The 18,831-nt window shown below is 34.3% G+C and carries 16 protein-coding genes, 2 pseudogenes and 2 other annotated features; of the genes and pseudogenes, 14 read left to right on the top strand and 4 right to left on the bottom strand.

The window, feature by feature from the left end; translation table 11 throughout:
• The first annotated feature begins 35 nt into the window (after positions 1-35).
• The 3 genes and pseudogenes from ACYIAQ_RS04350 (at position 36) to pnuC (ending at position 2,317) form a co-directional block, all read left to right on the top strand.
• The gene (locus ACYIAQ_RS04350; protein ID WP_483562644.1) at positions 36-704 is read left to right on the top strand and encodes a hypothetical protein; all 669 of its coding nucleotides are present in this window, start codon (positions 36-38) and stop codon (positions 702-704) included.
• Between the two features lie 377 nt (positions 705-1,081).
• Positions 1,082-1,492: pseudogene (locus tag ACYIAQ_RS04355) on the top strand (MerR family transcriptional regulator).
• 111 nt (positions 1,493-1,603) lie between these two features.
• Entirely contained in the window at positions 1,604-2,317 is a 714-nt protein-coding gene (gene pnuC, locus ACYIAQ_RS04360) for a nicotinamide riboside transporter PnuC (RefSeq protein WP_483562645.1), read from the top strand.
• An 83-nt stretch (positions 2,318-2,400) separates the two neighbouring features.
• On the opposite strand, the gene ACYIAQ_RS04365 is transcribed toward pnuC, so the two are convergent.
• A complete protein-coding gene (locus tag ACYIAQ_RS04365) occupies positions 2,401-2,736 on the bottom strand; it encodes a TipAS antibiotic-recognition domain-containing protein (protein WP_483562646.1) in 336 nt (111 codons plus the stop codon).
• Between the two features lie 87 nt (positions 2,737-2,823).
• Here ACYIAQ_RS04365 and ACYIAQ_RS04370 point away from each other — a divergent pair.
• From ACYIAQ_RS04370 to ACYIAQ_RS04385, 4 genes and pseudogenes are all read left to right on the top strand, one after another.
• A pseudogene (locus ACYIAQ_RS04370) lies at positions 2,824-3,326 on the top strand (dihydrofolate reductase).
• Between the two features lie 64 nt (positions 3,327-3,390).
• Positions 3,391-3,632: a binding site (T-box leader), on the top strand.
• Between the two features lie 38 nt (positions 3,633-3,670).
• The gene (locus tag ACYIAQ_RS04375; RefSeq protein ID WP_483562647.1) at positions 3,671-4,528 is read left to right on the top strand and encodes a MetQ/NlpA family ABC transporter substrate-binding protein; all 858 of its coding nucleotides are present in this window, start codon (positions 3,671-3,673) and stop codon (positions 4,526-4,528) included.
• Positions 4,529-4,546: 18 nt separating this feature from the next.
• A complete protein-coding gene (locus tag ACYIAQ_RS04380; RefSeq protein WP_483562648.1) occupies positions 4,547-5,608 on the top strand; it encodes a methionine ABC transporter ATP-binding protein in 1,062 nt (353 codons plus the stop codon).
• On the top strand, positions 5,601-6,302 hold the full coding sequence (locus tag ACYIAQ_RS04385; protein WP_122018290.1) for a methionine ABC transporter permease: 702 nt from the start codon (positions 5,601-5,603) through the stop codon (positions 6,300-6,302). The genes ACYIAQ_RS04380 and ACYIAQ_RS04385 overlap by 8 nt, the downstream gene beginning before the upstream one ends.
• Before the next feature lie 51 nt (positions 6,303-6,353).
• Here ACYIAQ_RS04385 and ACYIAQ_RS04390 read toward each other — a convergent pair whose 3' ends face one another.
• Together ACYIAQ_RS04390 and ACYIAQ_RS04395 are read right to left on the bottom strand one after the other, a co-directional pair.
• Complete coding sequence (locus tag ACYIAQ_RS04390) at positions 6,354-6,635, bottom strand: HU family DNA-binding protein (protein ID WP_122018289.1); 282 nt, start codon at positions 6,633-6,635, stop codon at positions 6,354-6,356.
• 165 nt (positions 6,636-6,800) lie between these two features.
• Positions 6,801-7,655: a glycosyltransferase family 8 protein gene (locus ACYIAQ_RS04395; protein WP_483562649.1), complete on the bottom strand. Its 855-nt coding sequence runs from the start codon at positions 7,653-7,655 to the stop codon at positions 6,801-6,803.
• Between the two features lie 166 nt (positions 7,656-7,821).
• On the opposite strand from ACYIAQ_RS04395, the gene ACYIAQ_RS04400 reads away from it, so the two are divergent.
• A complete protein-coding gene (locus tag ACYIAQ_RS04400; protein WP_483562650.1) occupies positions 7,822-8,442 on the top strand; it encodes a hypothetical protein in 621 nt (206 codons plus the stop codon).
• A gap of 76 nt (positions 8,443-8,518) precedes the next feature.
• Here ACYIAQ_RS04400 and ACYIAQ_RS04405 read toward each other — a convergent pair whose 3' ends face one another.
• Positions 8,519-9,409 (bottom strand): LysR family transcriptional regulator, encoded by an 891-nt coding sequence (locus ACYIAQ_RS04405; protein WP_122018286.1) that lies wholly within the window; start codon positions 9,407-9,409, stop codon positions 8,519-8,521.
• Between the two features lie 199 nt (positions 9,410-9,608).
• Here ACYIAQ_RS04405 and ACYIAQ_RS04410 point away from each other — a divergent pair, with 199 nt between their 5' ends.
• The 6 genes from ACYIAQ_RS04410 (at position 9,609) to ACYIAQ_RS04435 (ending at position 18,831) form a co-directional block, all read left to right on the top strand.
• Positions 9,609-11,402 carry an FAD-binding protein gene (locus tag ACYIAQ_RS04410; protein ID WP_483562651.1) on the top strand — a complete coding sequence of 598 codons (1,794 nt, stop codon included), beginning with the start codon at positions 9,609-9,611 and terminating at the stop codon, positions 11,400-11,402.
• 15 nt (positions 11,403-11,417) lie between these two features.
• Positions 11,418-13,256, top strand: a complete 1,839-nt coding sequence (locus ACYIAQ_RS04415; protein ID WP_483562652.1) for an FAD-binding protein — start codon at positions 11,418-11,420, stop codon at positions 13,254-13,256.
• A gap of 2 nt (positions 13,257-13,258) precedes the next feature.
• Positions 13,259-14,674, top strand: a complete 1,416-nt coding sequence (locus ACYIAQ_RS04420; RefSeq protein WP_483562653.1) for a DASS family sodium-coupled anion symporter — start codon at positions 13,259-13,261, stop codon at positions 14,672-14,674.
• 216 nt (positions 14,675-14,890) lie between these two features.
• Positions 14,891-15,535 (top strand): copper homeostasis protein CutC, encoded by a 645-nt coding sequence (locus ACYIAQ_RS04425; RefSeq protein WP_483562654.1) that lies wholly within the window; start codon positions 14,891-14,893, stop codon positions 15,533-15,535.
• Between the two features lie 69 nt (positions 15,536-15,604).
• Positions 15,605-15,839, top strand: a binding site (T-box leader).
• Between the two features lie 61 nt (positions 15,840-15,900).
• Complete coding sequence (gene brnQ / locus ACYIAQ_RS04430; RefSeq protein ID WP_483562655.1) at positions 15,901-17,265, top strand: branched-chain amino acid transport system II carrier protein; 1,365 nt, start codon at positions 15,901-15,903, stop codon at positions 17,263-17,265.
• 162 nt (positions 17,266-17,427) lie between these two features.
• Positions 17,428-18,831: a class II fumarate hydratase gene (locus tag ACYIAQ_RS04435; protein WP_483562656.1), complete on the top strand. Its 1,404-nt coding sequence runs from the start codon at positions 17,428-17,430 to the stop codon at positions 18,829-18,831.

The following is an 18,831-nucleotide window of genomic DNA, read 5'->3' on the forward strand; positions in this document are numbered from 1 at the left end:
TAAGGGTTACATTAGTTAAGAAAGGTAAATAAACTATGAAATTAAATAAAAAAATTATTGAATTAGCAATTGCTGGAGTAACCTCGATTGCTCCTGTAGTTAGTCAATCAGCTGTTACATTGGCAGCAGAAACAAATCCAACTTCAACAAATAAAGTTGCTGATAACGGACAAAAGAATGAGGTTAAAGCTCCGGATAAGGAAGCTAAGACTGGTAAAGATGGTAACAAGGCAGATGCTACAACAAACGTACAAAAACCAAAACAAGATGAAAAAAAGACTGAGGAGCCGAAATTAAAGCCAATCAAAGTCAATGCTAAATGGTCAAAAGCTCATAAGCGGGCTAATCGGTATTACAATGTTGCTGTAAAGAAAGGCGCAAAATTATCTAACTTAAAGCGTTTAAATTTATATAAAGATACTTTGAAGCACTTTACCAATAACAAAGCTAGTTACACTAAAAAGTACCGTGATAATTTAACTGCGGAAATTAATTGGTTAACACCGGTTGTTGAAAAAGAACAACAAGGTAAGATTGTTAACCCATTGCCAGATGTTCCAACTGATCACCCAGCAGATAGCAAAAAAGTTGTTTCTAAGCAAGGTAAAAAGACCTTAGCAAAGGCTAAGAAAGCTGCTAAAAACGTCAAAAAGAATGTTAAGAAAAACGTTAAAAAAGTAACTAAGAAAGCTGAAAACAAATAAAAGTTAAGTTATACTATAATTATTAATTAAAAGAGATAGTGTTTTTCACTGATGAAAGACACTATTTTTTAATTGCTTTTAAAACAAATCGCATTAATTTGTCGTTAATTTGAATGAAAGAAATTGAAATTATGATTATTAGCATAATAAATTAATTTAATTTAAACTGTTATTTATACTGAACTTACTAATTTGTTGCTTTTAACTTAAAAGTTGCCTTGGAGTGCATATTAAGGAGTATTCTTTCTATAAATTAAGAAGTAGACTGACCAGGTAGTATTATGCTAATTGATTCAATGGGATATTATGGTTATCCCGAAGACAATTCATTTTCAATCATCGAGATCCTGCTCAAGTTCAAAGAATTAATGATTGGAATGAACAAAGTGAATAAACAACTAAACATAAATGAAATTAGTCAAGAATTTGAATTAACAAAAGATACTTTACGTTACTGGGAAAAAATCGGTTTGCTCCCTAAAATTCATCGCAATCAGTAGGGGTATAGGATATATAGTGACAATGATAAAAACTGGATTTTTTATCTTAAAGCTCTGCGTCAAGCAGGAATGTCTATTCGGGAATTAAAAAAATTTGTTTCTGAATTTCATAAGCAATCACCTTCTAAGCTGCGTAAGCAAATGTTAATAAGTCAAAGACAGCAGTTACAAATGCAAGCTAAAGAATTACAAAAGACAATTAATTATTTAAATTATAAGATTGACCACTTTGATGACAAATTATTAACCTATGAAAACGAAAAATTAGCATATGAACAAGTAGATTGACCAACTTTAAAATCAGCTGAATATTAGTCATAATATTTTTAAATTATGTTTGTTAATGATATGATGAAAAAGTGCTCTTGGCATAAATTTTAAAATAGGTTGGATCAAACTATGAAACTACAGCTTAATACTGATATTTTTCGGCTTAAATGGTATATAAATCAGTTGCGTGGATGGAGTTTTAAGACATACATGCTACTTATGCTTGGTATTGGGATTATTATTGGAACGACAATTTCCTCGCCGCTTAATATTCTTGCAGTGATTACTATGATTGCCGCAATTATGGGATTTACTTGTACCTTGGCAATTACAAATGCTAAGCAAATAAATGGAGTTCTAGGATTATTATCAGCAATTATCTATATAATTATTTCTATTTACGCAAGAAATTATGCCAATATTGTTTTACAAGCGTCATACATTATACTTCTTGATTTGCCCGTATTACTTCTACCAGTCTGGAAGCAAGAAACAGAAAAAAGTATTCGAGGGATGGGACTTTTGCAATGGTTATTGACGGCTATTTTCTTTGCTATTGTAACTAGCATGCTTTATTATATGGACACCCAAATCTTTATTAGTCCTCGTCCATGGATTGATGCTACTGCAGGAGCAATCGGGATTACTGGGTCATTACTATGTACAATGCGCTTTCGGGAACAATATTATTTCTGGACAATTCAGGGTATTATGTCAATTATTTTATGGGGAGTTACAGCTTTTCAAGGTGATGCAAACTTAACATTGTTTATTACTTATATTTTATATTTAAGTAATGACTTATTAGCGTTTACAGATAAGCATATTCATTGGTTTCACTGATATTTGATAAACATAAATAGATAATATTAAAAAGCGTTCCTAAATTAAGGGACGCTTTTTAATATTGATATCAACTACCAAGGTTAACTTGCTAAATGTTCATTAACAATTTTAATTAAAGCTTTAGTTGCACCTTTACCAGCCTTATCATCATAATAGGATTGGTATCGTTTATCTTTTTCATAGGAGTTGACAATTGCCAAATGAATTTCAGGTGTATAATTAGGCATAATTGTTTTTAACCATTTTTGATGATTCTGAAAAATTTCATCGCTTAATTTACCGATTTGGCTCGGATCTTTTACTACGGCTTGCAAATCTCTTACCAAATCTGCTTCAGTTACCTTCATTTTATTGAAATTTTTTTCGGTTTGTTGATCTGCTTTCTTAGTCATATCATTCTCCTTATCTTTTGCCATATATTTACTATAGCAATTTTAAATAGAAAAAGCATGTCTTAAGTAATTTATTCTAAATAGCTTTTATAATTAAAGGGAGGTGAAATTATGCTTACTTATATTTGGGCCGAAGATCTGTCACATCAAATTGGTTTTAATGGTCAATTACCATGGTATTTGCCTGCTGATTTGAAACATTTTAAGGAATTAACAATGGGGCATTCAATAATTATGGGCCGAAAAACTTTTACCAGTTTACCAAATATTTTACCCAAGCGACATCATGTTATCCTAACAAAGAATCAAAAGTTGGTTCAAAAATATCAAAGAAATAGCCAAGTTGAGATTGTTTCTTCACTTACCGAGTTAAACTCATGGCTAAAATGTCATAAAAATGAAAAAAACTATGTTATTGGAGGGCGGTCAGTTTTTCAAGCTTTAATTTCACAAGTTGATTATTTAGAAAAACGGTTATAAAAGCTAATTTTATTGGGAACGTTACAATGCCACAAATTGATTATGACAAGTTTGTTTTAATCAAAAGCGTTGCTCATCAACCAGATGCAAATAATACTTATTATTATGATTTCTTAACTTATCAACGCAAGTAGTAATTTTAAGAAAATAGTTGACAGCTCATATTTTAAGTGCTAAATTAATAAACAATTAAATAATTAATACATCTTGAAAAGCAGAGTAACTATTCTATTTACTAATAAAGAGAGCCGATATTGTGGTGAGAATCGGTTGGTGGTTAATGGTGAACATGGGCTTGAAATGATGACTACTAGTGATATTTAGCTAGTGGCGGAATTGCATCCGTTATCCTTGCAAGCTATTGGTTGATAGCTAATGAGATTTATTACGTGAGTAATAAATGAATTTAAAGGTGGTAACACGAAGCACTCGTCCTTATGATAGGATAAGTGCTTTTTTTGTTTTTGGAGGTTTTAAAATGACGAAAAAGAGTAGGAATATTATTATTGGTACTGTAGTTATTTTGCTTATTGCTGTTGGCGGTTGGTTTAGTTTTGGACGTAGCAGTAGTAACACTAATCAGTCAAAGAAAAGTCATATTGTCACAGTAGGAATTGTTAGTGAAACTAAAGCAAAACAAGATATTTGGAATCATGCCGCTGCTCTTGCTAAAAAGAAGTACGGGGTAACAATTAAGATTAAGAATTTTACGGATTATAATCAACCCAATAAAGCAGTAAAAAACGGTGATATCGATTTGAATTCATTTCAGCATTATGCCTTCTTAAAGGCATGGAATAAATCTAATCATGGTGGTGTTGTAGCAATTGGTCGAACAGAGGTTAATCCAATCAGATTATATTCAAAAAAATATCATAAGTTGAATGAATTACCTAAGGGAGCAACAATTGCTGTTCCTAATGACGCCACTAATGAATCTCGTTCATTATTAGTGTTAAAGAATGCTGGCTTAATTAAATTACGTCCCAATAAGGCACTAGTTACGGTTGCGGATATCATTAAAAATCCACAAAATTTAAAAATTAAAGAAATTAGTGCTGATCAATGTGGTCGGGTAATTAATTCAGTCGATGCTGCTGTTGTTAATAACGATTTTGCGGGTCCTGCTGGTTTAGGAGAAAAGCAAACAATCTTTATTGAACCTTTAAATAAAGATTCACTCCAATGGGTAAACATTATTTGTGCGAAAAAAGGTCAAGAAAATAACAAGGATTACCAGGCAGTGGTTAAAGCATATCAAACAGCTGAAACTAAACGCTTAATCAAGAAGTACTATGGTAATATGACTCAGCCTGCGTGGGACATCAAGTTTTAGTGAACGGAGCGAATTTTTATGGGGATTATCGAGTTAGAGCATGTCAACGTTGATTTTTCTGATCGGGATAAAGACACAGTTCATGCTGTGCATGACGTTAGCTTAACAGTTGAAAAAGGAAGTATTTATGGCATAGTAGGCTTTTCTGGTGCAGGTAAGTCAACTTTGGTTAGAACAATTAATCTTTTGCAAAAACCAACTGCAGGTAATGTCAGAGTAAATGGAACTGACTTTGTAAAAAATGGAAAACAAGTAATCGAAACTAAGCAGCTACAACTGGCACGTAGAAAAATTGGAATGATTTTTCAAAATTTTAATTTATTAAATGAGACTAGTGTGATTGAAAATATTGCTTTTGCATTAAAACATTCAGGTCTTAAAGAAAAAGAAATAACAGCTAAATCGTTAAAGCTGCTTGATTTAGTCGATTTAAAAGACAAGGCTGACTTCTTTCCTGCTCAACTTTCCGGTGGTCAACAGCAACGTGTTGCAATAGCTCGAGCTCTTGCTAATGAACCAGATATATTGATTTCAGATGAAGCAACTAGTGCACTAGATCCGCAAAATACTCAACAAATTTTAACTTTATTAAAAAGATTAAAGGATGAGTTAAACTTAACGATTGTCTTAATTACTCATGAAATGAGCGCTGTCAAACAGGTTTGTGACCAAGTTGCCTTAATGCAGCGAGGAGAAATAATTGAAAAAGGATCACTGCGTGACGTTGTTCTTCATCCTCAAACTGAATTAACCCAAAATTTTGTTGGCGGTTCAGGTGAAGTAATTAGCATCCTGCAATCACTTAAATTAGATAAATTAACTGAAAATGAGGCCATTTACCAACTGGTTTATAATATGGATAATGTTACCAAAACAATTGTCATTGACCTTTACCGTAAAATTGGTGTTGAAGTAAGCATGTTATACGGTAATGTTGAACTTTTAAATGGAGAACCAATTGGGACACTTCTTGTTCTAGTAAAAGGGAATAAAGATAAACAGCAGGAAACGATTCGCTTTTTAGAAGAGGCAAAAGTGGCAGTTACGCGGTTAAATGAAAAGGGGAATTTGTATGATTAATTGGTTTAGCAGGGCTTTTCCTAACGTCGTTGAACTTGGCTGGCTAGGTGATACTGGTTGGGCGACAAGTATCGGTCAAACTTTGTTTATGACTTTCTGGTCAGGCATTTTTGGTGGTATTCTTGGCATAATTTTTGGAATTATCTTAGTTTTAACAAAAAGAGAAGGAATTCGGCCAAACCAATTTTTATTTAATCTTTGTGATAAAGTTGTTTCTATTTTTCGGGCAATTCCTTTCATTATTTTACTCGCTTTTATTGCACCAGTAACGCAAAAAATTGTTGGGACCCAAATTGGAATAAATGCTGCATTAGTACCTTTAACTTTAGGTGTTTTTCCTTTTTATGCTCGGCAGGTTCAGGTTGCTTTAGAAAGTGTTGATCAAGGAAAAATTGAAGCTGCAGAAAGTTTAGGAGCAACTATATGGGATATAATTTTCAATGTTTACTTAAATGAAGCACGTTCTGAACTGATTCGCGTTTCAACCGTAACAATCATTAGTTTAATCGGTTTAACGGCAATGGCTGGAGCCATTGGTGCTGGCGGGTTAGGAAATACGGCAATTTCATATGGCTACAATCGTTTTAATAATGATGTGACATTTATTGCAACTGCTCTTGTGGTAATTTTGATTTTTATAGTTCAAATAGTTGGCGATTTTTTTGCCAAGAAGTTAAATCATCAAAAACGCTAAACAAAAAACAACGGGAGATAATCCCGTTGTTTTTTGTTTTAACTAGATTACTTATTTAACTGCATCTTTCAAAGCCTTACCTGGCTTAAAAGCAGGAACTTTTGTAGCAGGTATAGTTAAAGTCTTACCAGTTTGTGGGTTCCGACCTTTTCTTTCTGCACGATCACGAACTTCAAATGATCCAAAACCGATGATTTGAACTTTTTCACCTTTAGCCAAATTTTCCTTAATTGTTTCGATTAAGGCATCGATGACTTGTTCGGTCTCCTTTTGCTTGAGTTCAGTCTTTGCTGCAACTTCTTTAGTAAGTTCAGATTTATTGATTGAAGCCATATTTCCTTCTCTTTTCTATAAAACTTATTATACAAAGCACATCCAATTTTCAAATGTATTTCTTATAAAAATACATTTGAATCATGGTATAGCTTAATATTTCTAACTTTTATTATTTTATCACAGTTATTGCGTCCTTCAATAGAAAAAAGCTAAATGTTATATTTATTTTTGGTAATCTTTAATTCGAGCAGTTAAATGTAGGTAGTTGAGGTAAAGCGCTTTAAAGCGAGAATGATTTTCTTTTTGCCAGGGCTTCGATTTACCACAAAAATGTAAAATTGCTGTATTACTCATAACCCATTCAGTATTAATTTTACCTGTACTTCGTGCAAGATATACTGAATAGTAGCGAGCATCATAATTCCATTGAGTTTCAGGTATTTTTAAAATCTCTTCACCGTATAGATAATTTAGAATATCTTGATCGGGTAAAATTAAGGTGTCATGATGCTTGGCAATTGCCTTAGAAATGTCCTCCAGATTAACTTTTGCACGCATTTGATCTAAATCCATTAGCATAATACCAGAATTAAAATAATCAGTTGTCGTACCAAGTCGTAGTTGATTTATTGAACTCATAATATCAGTTAATCCTTCATGGACAGCAGCAGCAAACATTTTGCCCTGAAGATCAAGCTCCCATAGTGGACGAAGTGTATTGATTACTAAAATATCTGGATCAAGATAAATAATGCGGTGTAAATCTGAAGGAAGAATTTGACTTGATAGTAGTCTAAAGTACATTTCTTTAGGATAGTCATGTAAATTAAGAAGTGAATCCGGGAAAGAAATATTTAATGCCATTGCTATTGGTTGAATTTCAATACCAATTTTCTGCGCAAAAGTTGTCAATGCAACTAATTTTTTATCTGCAATATTGTCGTGAATTAACCAAATCCTGAATTTGTCTGTAAAACTATTAATTTTTAGGGAATATAGCATTACTTCAAGTGGTTTTATGTAATTCTGATCAATTGTTACTAAAATTTCAATTGGCTTATTTGTGGGATTTGCCATTTTAACCTCCTAAAATACATCTCAATATACTCTAAGCCATCTTAATCAGTATATAGCAATCCTGTTGCTAACGTAAAATTAATTTAACTTAGTTCAGAGCAGATATCTATTCAGGAATGTAGTAAAATTAAAGTAAATAGATTTTAATTAGTAATGAGGGATAATAGTGACTAAAAAAATTTTGTTAAGTATAATAGGTGCTACTCTATTGAACCTAGGTATGGTAACACCTGTCTTGGCTAAGGAAACCAATGCTTTAACTACAGACCAAAATATTGCGAAAAGCCAAACTACTGATACCAATCGGCCCAATGGAAATCAAAATGAAACTGGTAAGAAACCAACTGAGAACAATGCAAATGCACTAACTTTAATTAACCGCTATGTTAAGGTTACTAAAAACAGTGTAATTTATAATCAAGATTTTAAGAAAATTAAGAATAAAAAATTAAAAAAGGGAACCGTTGTTTATATTAATGGTTTTAATAACCGAAAAGGTGAAAACTACCTTAGATTCATCACTAATGCCAAAAATAAGAAAAAGCAGTACATCTTGGCAACAAATGTTGTGCCTTTTAAGGCAGTAAGTTATAAAGTGAAGCGTAATGCTCGTATTTATAGCAGCAAGGGCGTTATTAATCAGAAATACTATATTCCTAAGGGCCGAAAGGTTATAGTTTTAGCAACTAAAGAAATAAAGAAAACTAAGTTTGTAGCAATTTCAGAAACGCGATATCTCAAGTGGACAGATCTTGATGCCAAGAGTGCGCAAATCATTGCCCAATAAAAATGGCAATCATTCTATTCAAATAAAGATAAACAAAGACAGCAACATTTAGACGTTGCTGCCTTTTTAAATATGTTCACTTATTTTTTGGACGAAAATTTCTTAAGATCTCAATTCCCGCTCGTTGATATTTGTTGGGAACAAAACTTTTCCTCATAGCAATTTGCATATAGGCCCAGAGTCGTTGCCCTGATTTTAAGTGAATAATGTGAACACCATTCTCTTCTTTAACACTACTTTCCATTACAAGTGCAGTGCCAACGTTTCTTTTGACTAGATCAATCATTAACTTCATTGTTGGGGAAGTGTAAACAATATTAGGGGAAAAGTCACCCAGTTTTGCTTCCTGTTCTAGGCATTCTCGAGTTAAATATCCACGTTTACGAGCAATAAATTTGCAGCAACGTAAATCCGCAGCTTTAATTTCATGAACATTGTGCCATGGGTGATTTTGACTCGTAATCAGTACCAACTCTGTCCGCTGAAGGTTATGAATAAAATATTCAGGGTCATTAATAGGAACCATCCATGAATAGATAGCAACATCCACATCTCCATTAGTTAAATCGGCAAAAGCATCTGCAGAGCGTTTTATATTAACATCAATTAAGTTGGTTATATGGGCTTGATAGAATTTTTGAATAATATCAGCAATATAATAATTACCTGCTTCACCAGAAAAGGCCAGCCGAATTTTTTTATCACTCGCATGCCTTACATCGTAGTCAATACTGGCAATTTGATGCAATAAAATTTTAGCTTTTTGATAAAGTAAATCTCCTGCATCAGTCAAGGTAATCTTGCTTTTACGGTTCTTTTGTAAGAGAAGCGGATCATCAAACTTATCAGCTAGACGTTTAATTGCCATTGAAATTGTTGGTTGGGTAACTTTAAAGTAATTAGCAGTTGTAGTATAACTTCCAGTTTCAACTAGTTTGCAAAAATATAACAAGTCTTTTTCATTCATAATAAGTCCTAAAGTAAATAAAAAATATTTATAAGTATATATTTTTGAATTATATTAAATAATATCAAAAATTGCAATAGAGTCTTGCAGCACAAGGAATTATTTAACTAGAGTTATTATTTTTATTTAAAAAATTAGTTCGACTAAACCTACTTTAACGGTTATATTTTTTGTGATAGGAATTTTTAATAAGAAAGTGATGGTAATTAATTTGATCTACGACTCAACTCTTAAATGGGACGCTGTCTATGATGTAATTGTTGTCGGATTTGGTGGTGCTGGAGCTGGAGCTGCAAGATTTGCAGCTGATCAAAATGCTCACGTTTTACTAATTGATTCTGCGCCAGAGGGCCATGAAGGTGGTAACACACGTTATGCTGGTGGTGCTTTTGCTTGGAGTGACAACTTTAATGATCTAAGGGATTACTACAAACAAACATATTATCCTTTCAAATATGATCCCAGAGATTTAGATGCGTTCGTCAATAATGTTATGAAAATGAAAGAATATTCGCAGAAGTATTTTGGAATTGAAGCACAATATACTGGTCGAAGACCTAAGGGTGAGTATCCGGAATATAAACATGCAGAAACAATGCGTTCCCAAAGTATGACTGCTGGGATGTATAATGGCGGTTTTTGGAAATTATTGCGCAAAAAAGTTTATGAACGCTTAGATAAAATTGATATTTGGTTTTCAAGCCCAGCAGAACATCTTATTCAAGATCCTGTAAATAAAACTATTCTAGGAGTGCAAATTAAGCATAACGATGTGATTAGAAATGTTGCTGCTAGAAATGGCGTTGTTTTATCATGTGGTGGTTTTGAAAATAATCAGAATATGGTACAAAACTTTTTGGGACAGGGTTCACTAGCACCGATTGGTACCCTATATAATCAAGGAAAGGGAATCGACCTTGCAATTGAAGCGGGTGCTCGCCTGTGGCATATGTCAAACTATGATTCGCATGGCTTTTCTCTTAATAGGGGTGAACCAAGAGAAAAATTTGCATATATGATTAATTGGAAGAGTCTATTTAACGGCAGTATTTTTATAGCTGGTGATGATGGTACCCGTTATTACCGCGAAGATGAAGAAGACAGACACGGCTATAAGTATAACCATGGTAACTGGATTATGCTTCCTAACCAAAATCATCCGCATATTATTATGGATCAAAAGCAGTATGATCAACTGTCAAGTGATGAATCTGACAAATCCGACCAAATTAAGCAATTGATTTCATATGCAGTTAAGGCAGATTCAATTAAAGAATTGGCAGAAAAAATTACAGCTCCTAAATTAGCTGAGGCAGTTGCTGATTTTAACTACCTTACTGAGAACAAAAAGCGTGATATGTTCTTGAATCGTCACATTGACACTATGCGTGCTTTCAGCAATGGACCATATTATGCCATTGCCATTAGACATAATATTTTGCATACACATGGTGGTGCAAAGCGCAATGAAAAGTGTGAAGTTCTTGATATGCAAAACAATGTAATTCCACATTTATATGAGGCAGGAGAACTAGGAGATATATTTGCTACAAAATATGTTGGAGCAAATAGTATTGCTGATTTGCTGATCTCTGGGAAAATTGCTGGTGAAAATGCAGCTTGGCCTAAACGCAAAATTGAAGAAGTTGATGTTATAACGGGTGCTTCTCAAAATCCTGATCTTAAATCGGATGCACATGCAACAACAACTGATTATGAAGCGGGCGAAAACCAGGGAATTGGAATTAGTGAGAATGGTATTAATGATGTTCCAATTGTTGTACGGGTGACAGCTGATGACAATCGATTAATTAATATTGAAACTTTGCAACAAAAAGAAACACCTTCTTTAGGTGGTAAGGCTATACCTGTATTAACTAAAGCAATGTTAGACAAGCAAACTACTGATGTTGATGCTGTTAGTGGAGCAAGTACCACTAGTGCTGCTTTTAAGGAAGCTGTTAATAAAGCGATTAAAAATATTCAAAAGTAAAAAAGAAGAATAAAAATGAAGATCGATGAAAAAACTAAGTGGAATGGTACCTATGACGTAATTGTATTAGGCTTTGGCGGAGCTGGCGGTACAGCTGCTCGATTTGCTGCCGATAATGGTGCTAAAGTTTTATTAGTCGATGTTGCCCCTTATGGACATGAAGGTGGCAATACACGCTACTGTGCTCAACATGTTGCAATGGCTCATGACAAGGACAAAATAACGGCTTATTATAAACAGCTAAATGCCCCGTTTATGATGGATAAAGATATATTGGATGTTTATCTTAATGGTTTTATCCAAATGCCTGATTATTTCAGAAAATACTTTAAAATAGATCCATTTATTTGGTCAAGTGACTACCATGTTGGAGATCATTTGGCAAACAAAAAATTTCTCTGTGAATATCCCGAATATCAAGGCTCAGAAACTTTTGATTTTGCCTTAGTTCATAACCAAGATTTTGATGCTGCATTATGGCAGGTAATACGAAATGAAGTAATTAAGCGAGCAGATAAAATAGATATTTGGTTAAATTCAAAAGCTAAACACTTGATACAAAATTCCGAAAATGGGGAAATCTGTGGAGTAATAATTTCACGCAACCACAAGCAGTACTATATTCATGCTAAACAAGGTGTGGTATTAGCTACGGGCGGATTTGAAAATAATGAAGAAATGCAACAAGACTATCTTCATATCAACAAGTTAACTCCATTAGGAACTTTGTATAACAATGGTGATGGCGTGAAAATGGCAGCTGAAGTAGGAGCAAAAATGTGGCATATGGGGAATTATGAGTCTTTAGGGATTGTTCCTGGCTACGTAATTGCTGAAGATGCCAATGAGCGTGGCAGGCAAATAAGCGGCTGGAAAAATGTTAAATCCGGCTCTATTTTTGTAGTGGGTGATGATGGTACTCGCTTTATGCGAGAAGATGCCAAATATAGACATGGCCACATTGCTCAACATGGTGATTATTTATTACCTCATGCATACAATAATGTATGGTTAGTTTTCGATAGTAAACAATTTGAAAAATTTATTGAAGAAAAAAAACAGCATACACTTAAGTATCAACAATTTTTCCAAAAGGTAGTTAAAGCTGATTTAGTTCAAGAGTTGGCAAGGAAAATACACGTGCCAGAAAAAAATTTAAGAAAAACAGTACTACAATTTAATGAGTTTGCCCGTCAGGGTAATGATATGCAGTTCAATCGCAAGCCCGAATCCTTAGAAGAATTCGATATGAAACGACCAGTTTATGCAATCAGGTTAGCCCCTGTTGTTTTAAATACACAAGGGGGACCGAAGCATGACGGCCAGGCACGTATTTTGGATGTTAACGAAGAACCGATTAAGAGATTGTTTGGTGCTGGTGAGCTTGGTGGTATGTGTGCCAATCATTATCAAGGCGGCGGTAATCTTGCGGAATGTTTAATATTTGGGAAAATTGCTGGTGAGAATGCAGCTAAAACATCAAAGAATGATATGCAAATTACAATTTCTGAAAAAGTTCCTAAGATTAATGATCTTCTAGATGGTAATAAGACTGACCAAATAGAACTACATGAACACCAGTATCTTGGCTCTTCAGAAGGTGGGATTGGCGGACGAATCTTGGTACGTGTAACTTACAAAGATAATTCCATTAAAAAGATTGAAGTTTTGGAAAGTCATGAAACTGAGAGGATAGGTGCAATAGCAATTAAGCAGATTCCCCAAGAAATGGTTTTGAAGAATTCTACTAAAGTTGATGCCATATCAGGAGCATCAACTACTACAAAGGCACTTAAAGAAGCTGTTAACCAAGCTATCAAAAAAGCAAAACAAAAAAGTTTTAAGGAGAAGTAAAAATGTTAGATAAATTTGAATGGAAAAAATGGATTTTGCCAGTTGCAATTGGCATCATCCTGTGGGTCTTAACGCCATTTAGACCAACTGCAATTAATGTTCAAGCATGGCATTTATTTGCAATTTTTATTGCAACGATCATTGCTTGTGTAACTAAGCCATTGCCAATGATGGCAACAACAATTATTGCGATTGTGATTGCTACTTTAACAGGAATTTTTAAAATGGACGAGGTTACTGCTGGTTTTGGAAATTCGACTGCCTGGATGGTAGCAATGTGTATGTTTATGGCAGCTGGCTTTATAAAATCAGGCTTAGGCAAGCGGATTGCTTACTTTTTTGTTAAGACCTTTGGTAAAAAGACATTGGGACTAGCTTATGCTTTATCAATAGTTGAGACAGTCTTAGCAATCGGTATTCCAAGTAACAATGCTCGAGTTAATGGGATTATGTACCCAATAATTGATAATCTTTCTAAAGAAATGGGTTCTGATCCAAAAAAAGGTACTCAAGATAAGATGGGAGCCTACCTTGTTTTTAACGAATATGAGGTTAATATTGTTACTTCAACAATGTTTTTGACTGGATTAGCTGGGAACATGGTTGCATTGGGAATTGCTAAAACACAAAATATTACGATTTCATGGATGCAATGGTTCTTAGCCGCACTTGTTCCTGGTATTATTTCATTGTTAATTGTTCCATTTGTTTTATATAAAATTTATCCACCTAAAATTAAAGAAACTCCCAATGCTCATGCATGGGCAGATAACAAATTAAAAGAATTAGGCAAGATGACCCTTGCAGAAGATATCATGGCCGTAGTTTTTGTTCTAGCTGTAGCACTTTGGCTGGTTGGACCAAAATTTGGAATTGATGCTACTCTTGTTAGTTTTATTGCCGTTGCATTATTACTAGTTTGCGGAGTAATCAATGTTAAAGATATTCTTGGCCAAAGCTTTGCTTGGAATATTTTAACTTGGCTTTCAATTATTATGTTAATGTCCCAAAAACTAATGCAATTAGGATTCTTTCCATGGTTCTCTAAGACCTTAGGCAGTGCCTTAAATGGAATGAACTGGATTTGGGTTTTAGTAATTTTGTATTTAGCATACTTTTATTTACATTATTTATTCCCGAGTGTTTCAACACAAATTTCTGCATTATATGCAGGTTTCTTGTCAATCGCAATTGGTGCTGGAGTTCCACCAATCATGGCAGCTCTCATGCTGGCTTTAGATGGTTCACTATATTTATCAACTTCTAGTTATTCTGCTGGCCCTGCAGCGCTCTTATCTTCAACTGGTTATGTTTCCAACAAAGATTGGTGGAAACTAAGTGCGATTATTGGGGTTATCCTAAATATTATCTGGCTTGGCGGTGGTCTTATTTGGACTAAAGTCATTGGCATGTGGTAGTTAATTAAACGCTAGTCTATTTTATTTATAGTCTAGTGTTTTTTATTTATAAATTTTTAGTAGATTACTTGTCTGATCCTCTAAGCAAGGATAAGATTAAAATATAAAAGCACGCAATAATTAATGACTTAGGCAGTTATCTCAACTTGAAAAATGTTATCTAAAGGCATTTAGAACAGCTTTTAGATACGTTTGATTAAAAAAGAAGGTAATTCAATGTTAAAAGAAGCATGTGTAGAAAATTTTACTAATCTTACTCGTGCAATAGCTGCGGGAGCAGATCGAGTTGAACTTAATAGTGATTTAGATGTAGGAGGTATTACACCATCTTTTGGTGTTCTTAAAAGTTCAATCGAATTTGCGCATAATAAGAATGTGCCAGTTGTTGTGATGATTAGACCCCGTGGAGATGATTTTGTCTACAATGATGATGAGATCAAAATCATGGTCAATGATATACAAATTGCAAGTATGCTCAAGGCAGATGCAGTTACTTTTGGCTGTTTAACTACTTCAAAAGAGTTAGATAAGGTTAGAATGTTAAGGTTACTTTCATTGACTGATTCATTAAAAATGCCCGTTGTTATGCACATGGCCTTTGATGAAATTAAACGCGAAAAACAACATGATTCGCTCATGTGGCTCGCAAGCCACGGAGTGTGCCGAATATTAACTCATGGGGGAAATCTTGATCAGCCAATTGATGAGAATTTAATGCATTTACAAGAAATAATTACTTGGGCCGATCATCAAATCGAAATTTTACCTGGAGGAGGAATTACTAGCAATAATTTTGCTAGTTTAGCAACTAAGTTGAAAGTTTCTCAAATGCATGGAACAAAAATTGTTTCGATGATTTAAAGCAAATATTATTTATATCTTTGAATTTTATTTGACAAAAAATAAGTTTAATATTAAAGTATTATTAATACAAAAGTGATGAAAAGAAGAGTAAAATTGCTGGCAACGTATAAGAGAGTTCTGCTAGGTGAAAAAGAATCGTAAAGGCAATTTGAAAGTAGCTTGGAGCTAACGAGTGAAAATACAGTAGCTTGGTTTGGTAACACCCATTATCGTGTTAGCGTATCGTAGAGATGCTGTACGTGAAGTGACAATGTCAATTGATATTGTAAGATAGGTGGTACCATGCTAAGGCATCCTTGAACAACAGTTCGAGGATGCCTTTTTTATTGCTGATAGTTTGATTGGAGAAGAGAGGATATAAAATGAGGAAAATAGAAAAAGATTTAAATACTGAACCTTTAACTTGGAAACAATATTTAGCAGTTGCATCCCTATTATTTGGATTATTTTTTGGAGCAGGAAATTTGATTTTCCCTATTCATTTGGGACAGTTAGCTGGTGCTGAATGGGGAATTGCCACAGTCGGATTTTTGTTAACGGCAGTTTTATTACCGTTAATGGCTGTTTTGGCAATTAGTGCAAGTCATGCTAAGGGAGTTTATGATATTGGTCGTCCTCTGGGAAACAAGTTTGCACTTGGTTTTATGATCCTGATTCATTTAACACTCGGCCCACTATTTGCTACCCCAAGAACAGCTAGTATTTCTTTTGCAGTTGGCATACAGCCGGTTTTGCCACAAAAGTATAGTAGACCATGTCTTCTTGCTTTTTCAGCAATCTTTTTTATTTTAGCGTATCTAATTTCTTACAATCAGTCGACAATTTTGGATAGCATTGGACGCATTCTTAATCCTATTTTTTTATTACTTTTATTTTTTGTTTTTTTATTGAGCTTTCTTTCTCCAATGGGAGTAGCTGGTAAGCAAGTTGTAACAGGTGCTTATCAAAGACAGGGCTTTTTTAACGGCTTTTTACAAGGATACAATACAATGGATGCTTTGGCTGGACTAGCATTTGGCTATACAATTGTTTCAGCTGTTCGGCATTTAGGTAAAACTTCAGCCAAAAGTAATGCACAAATAACGGCAAAAGCCGGTATCATGGCCACTGGAGCAATCGGAATTATTTATATTGGATTAATCTGGCTCGGTGCTACAACACTTAATCATTTTAAAATTTCGTCAGAAGGAGGAACAGCTTTTAATCAAATCATTACATATTATTTAGGTGGTTTTGGGCATGCATTGTTAGCAACGCTAGTTACTTTAACATGCTTAACCACTGCTGTCGGGCTTCTCGTGGCATTTGCACAAGATTTTCATCGCAGTTTCAGTAAAGTTAATTATCATGTCTGGTTGACCATTATGACAATTGCCTCTTTTATAACTGCCAACTTTGGGTTAAATACAATCATTTCTTGGTCAACTCCAATGCTAATGTTCCTTTATCCAATTGCAATTGTATTAATTATTTTATCAATCACGGGAATTTATTTTAATTATGATAAAAAAGTTTATGCGTGGGGGATAGGCTTAACATTAATTCCAGCGATCCTAGATATGATTACCTCGTTTCCACCAGTTATTAGTCGGCAGTCCTGGGCTTTACAGTTGGAATATTTGCAAATGAAATTTTTACCACTAGCAAATATTGGAATGGACTGGGTAATTCCTGCTTTAATGGGTTTATTGCTTGGATTGGTCAGTCATTTTTTAGCACAAAAGTAAAAGTTGTAAAAGCCGTAGTTGTGATGCATTTTAAATTTTTGAATAATAGCGCTTTATTTTTTAAAATATTGAAAAAATGATAAAAACCAGGTATTATAAGTTTAAAAGTCGATGATGACAGAAAATAGTTAAAATTAAAAAACAATTTAAAGGAGAATTACGATGAGTGAAGAAGAATATCGTATCGAAAGTGATACTATTGGGCCAGTTAAAATCCCTAAAGATGCTCTATGGGGACCTCAAACTGAAAGAAGTCGAAATAATTTCCCAAGTGGTGAATATATGCCATTAGCAATTGTTCGTGCTTTTTTGAATTTAAAAAAAGCAGCAGCTGAATCAAATGTTGAGGTCGGCGATGAGCCTAAAGAAAAGGGTCAAGCAATAGAAGATGCAATTGATTATTTGTTAACCTTAAGTGATGATGACTTACGTAAAGATTTCCCTTTACACGTTTTACAAACAGGTTCGGGTACTCAAAGTAATATGAATGTGAATGAGGTTGTTGCCAATCTAGCTAACAAACTTCATCCTGGACTTAATATTTTACCTAATGATGATGTTAACCGAGGTCAATCATCTAATGATACTTTCCCAACTGCAATGAATATTGTTGCTGTTGAGGCACTTGATAACTTGGAGCCAGCTGTTCAGCATTTGATTGATGAATTAAAGATTAAACAGGATAAATATTGGAAGACAGTTAAAGTTGGTCGAACTCACTTGCAAGATGCGACACCGATTACTTTTGGTCAGGAAGTTTCCGGTTATATTGCTGCACTAAAGCATGATTTGGCTTATATTCAAGAATTGAAACCAACGCTTTACGAATTAGCGATTGGTGGAACTGCTGTCGGAACTGGTCTGAACGCTGCACCAGGGATGACCGAAAAGATTGCTACCAAATTATCCGCAGTGTACGGTCATGAATTTAAAGTTAAGACTAATAAATTCTGGGGCTTAGCTCACCACTCTGGAATTGCTGTTGTTCATGGTGCCCTTAAAACATTGGCAGCTGATATGTTCAAAATTGCTCAAGATGTTCGTTTTTTGGCTTCTGGTCCAAGAGCCGCTTATCATGAGCTGAATATTCCAGCTAATGAGCCGGGGTCATCAATCATGCCGGGTAAGGTTAACCCAACTCAAGCTGAAGCAGTTACCATGGCTGCTGCTAAAGTTTTTGGTAATGATACAACAATTACTTTTACTGCTTCTCAAGGTAACTTTGAAATGAATGTTTATAAAACGGTAATGATTGCTGCTTTCCTTGATACCTGTGATATATTAACTGGTACAATCACTGGCTTTGCTGATAAGATGATCTCTGGTTTAACTGTCAACTCTGAAAAGATGGATGAATTACTTGAAAATTCACTGATGACAGTTACAGCCTTATCACCACATATTGGCTATCATGCAGCTGCTAAAATTGCGCAGACAGCTGATAGAGAGGGTACTACCCTAAAAGAAGCCGCTCTTAAGAGTGGTGAAGTAACTGAGGAACAGTACGATGAATGGATGGATTACATGCAAATGACCAATATTGATCGGACTGAGCCTGAAGAATAA

Source organism: Lactobacillus sp. X-49, assembly GCF_057063645.1.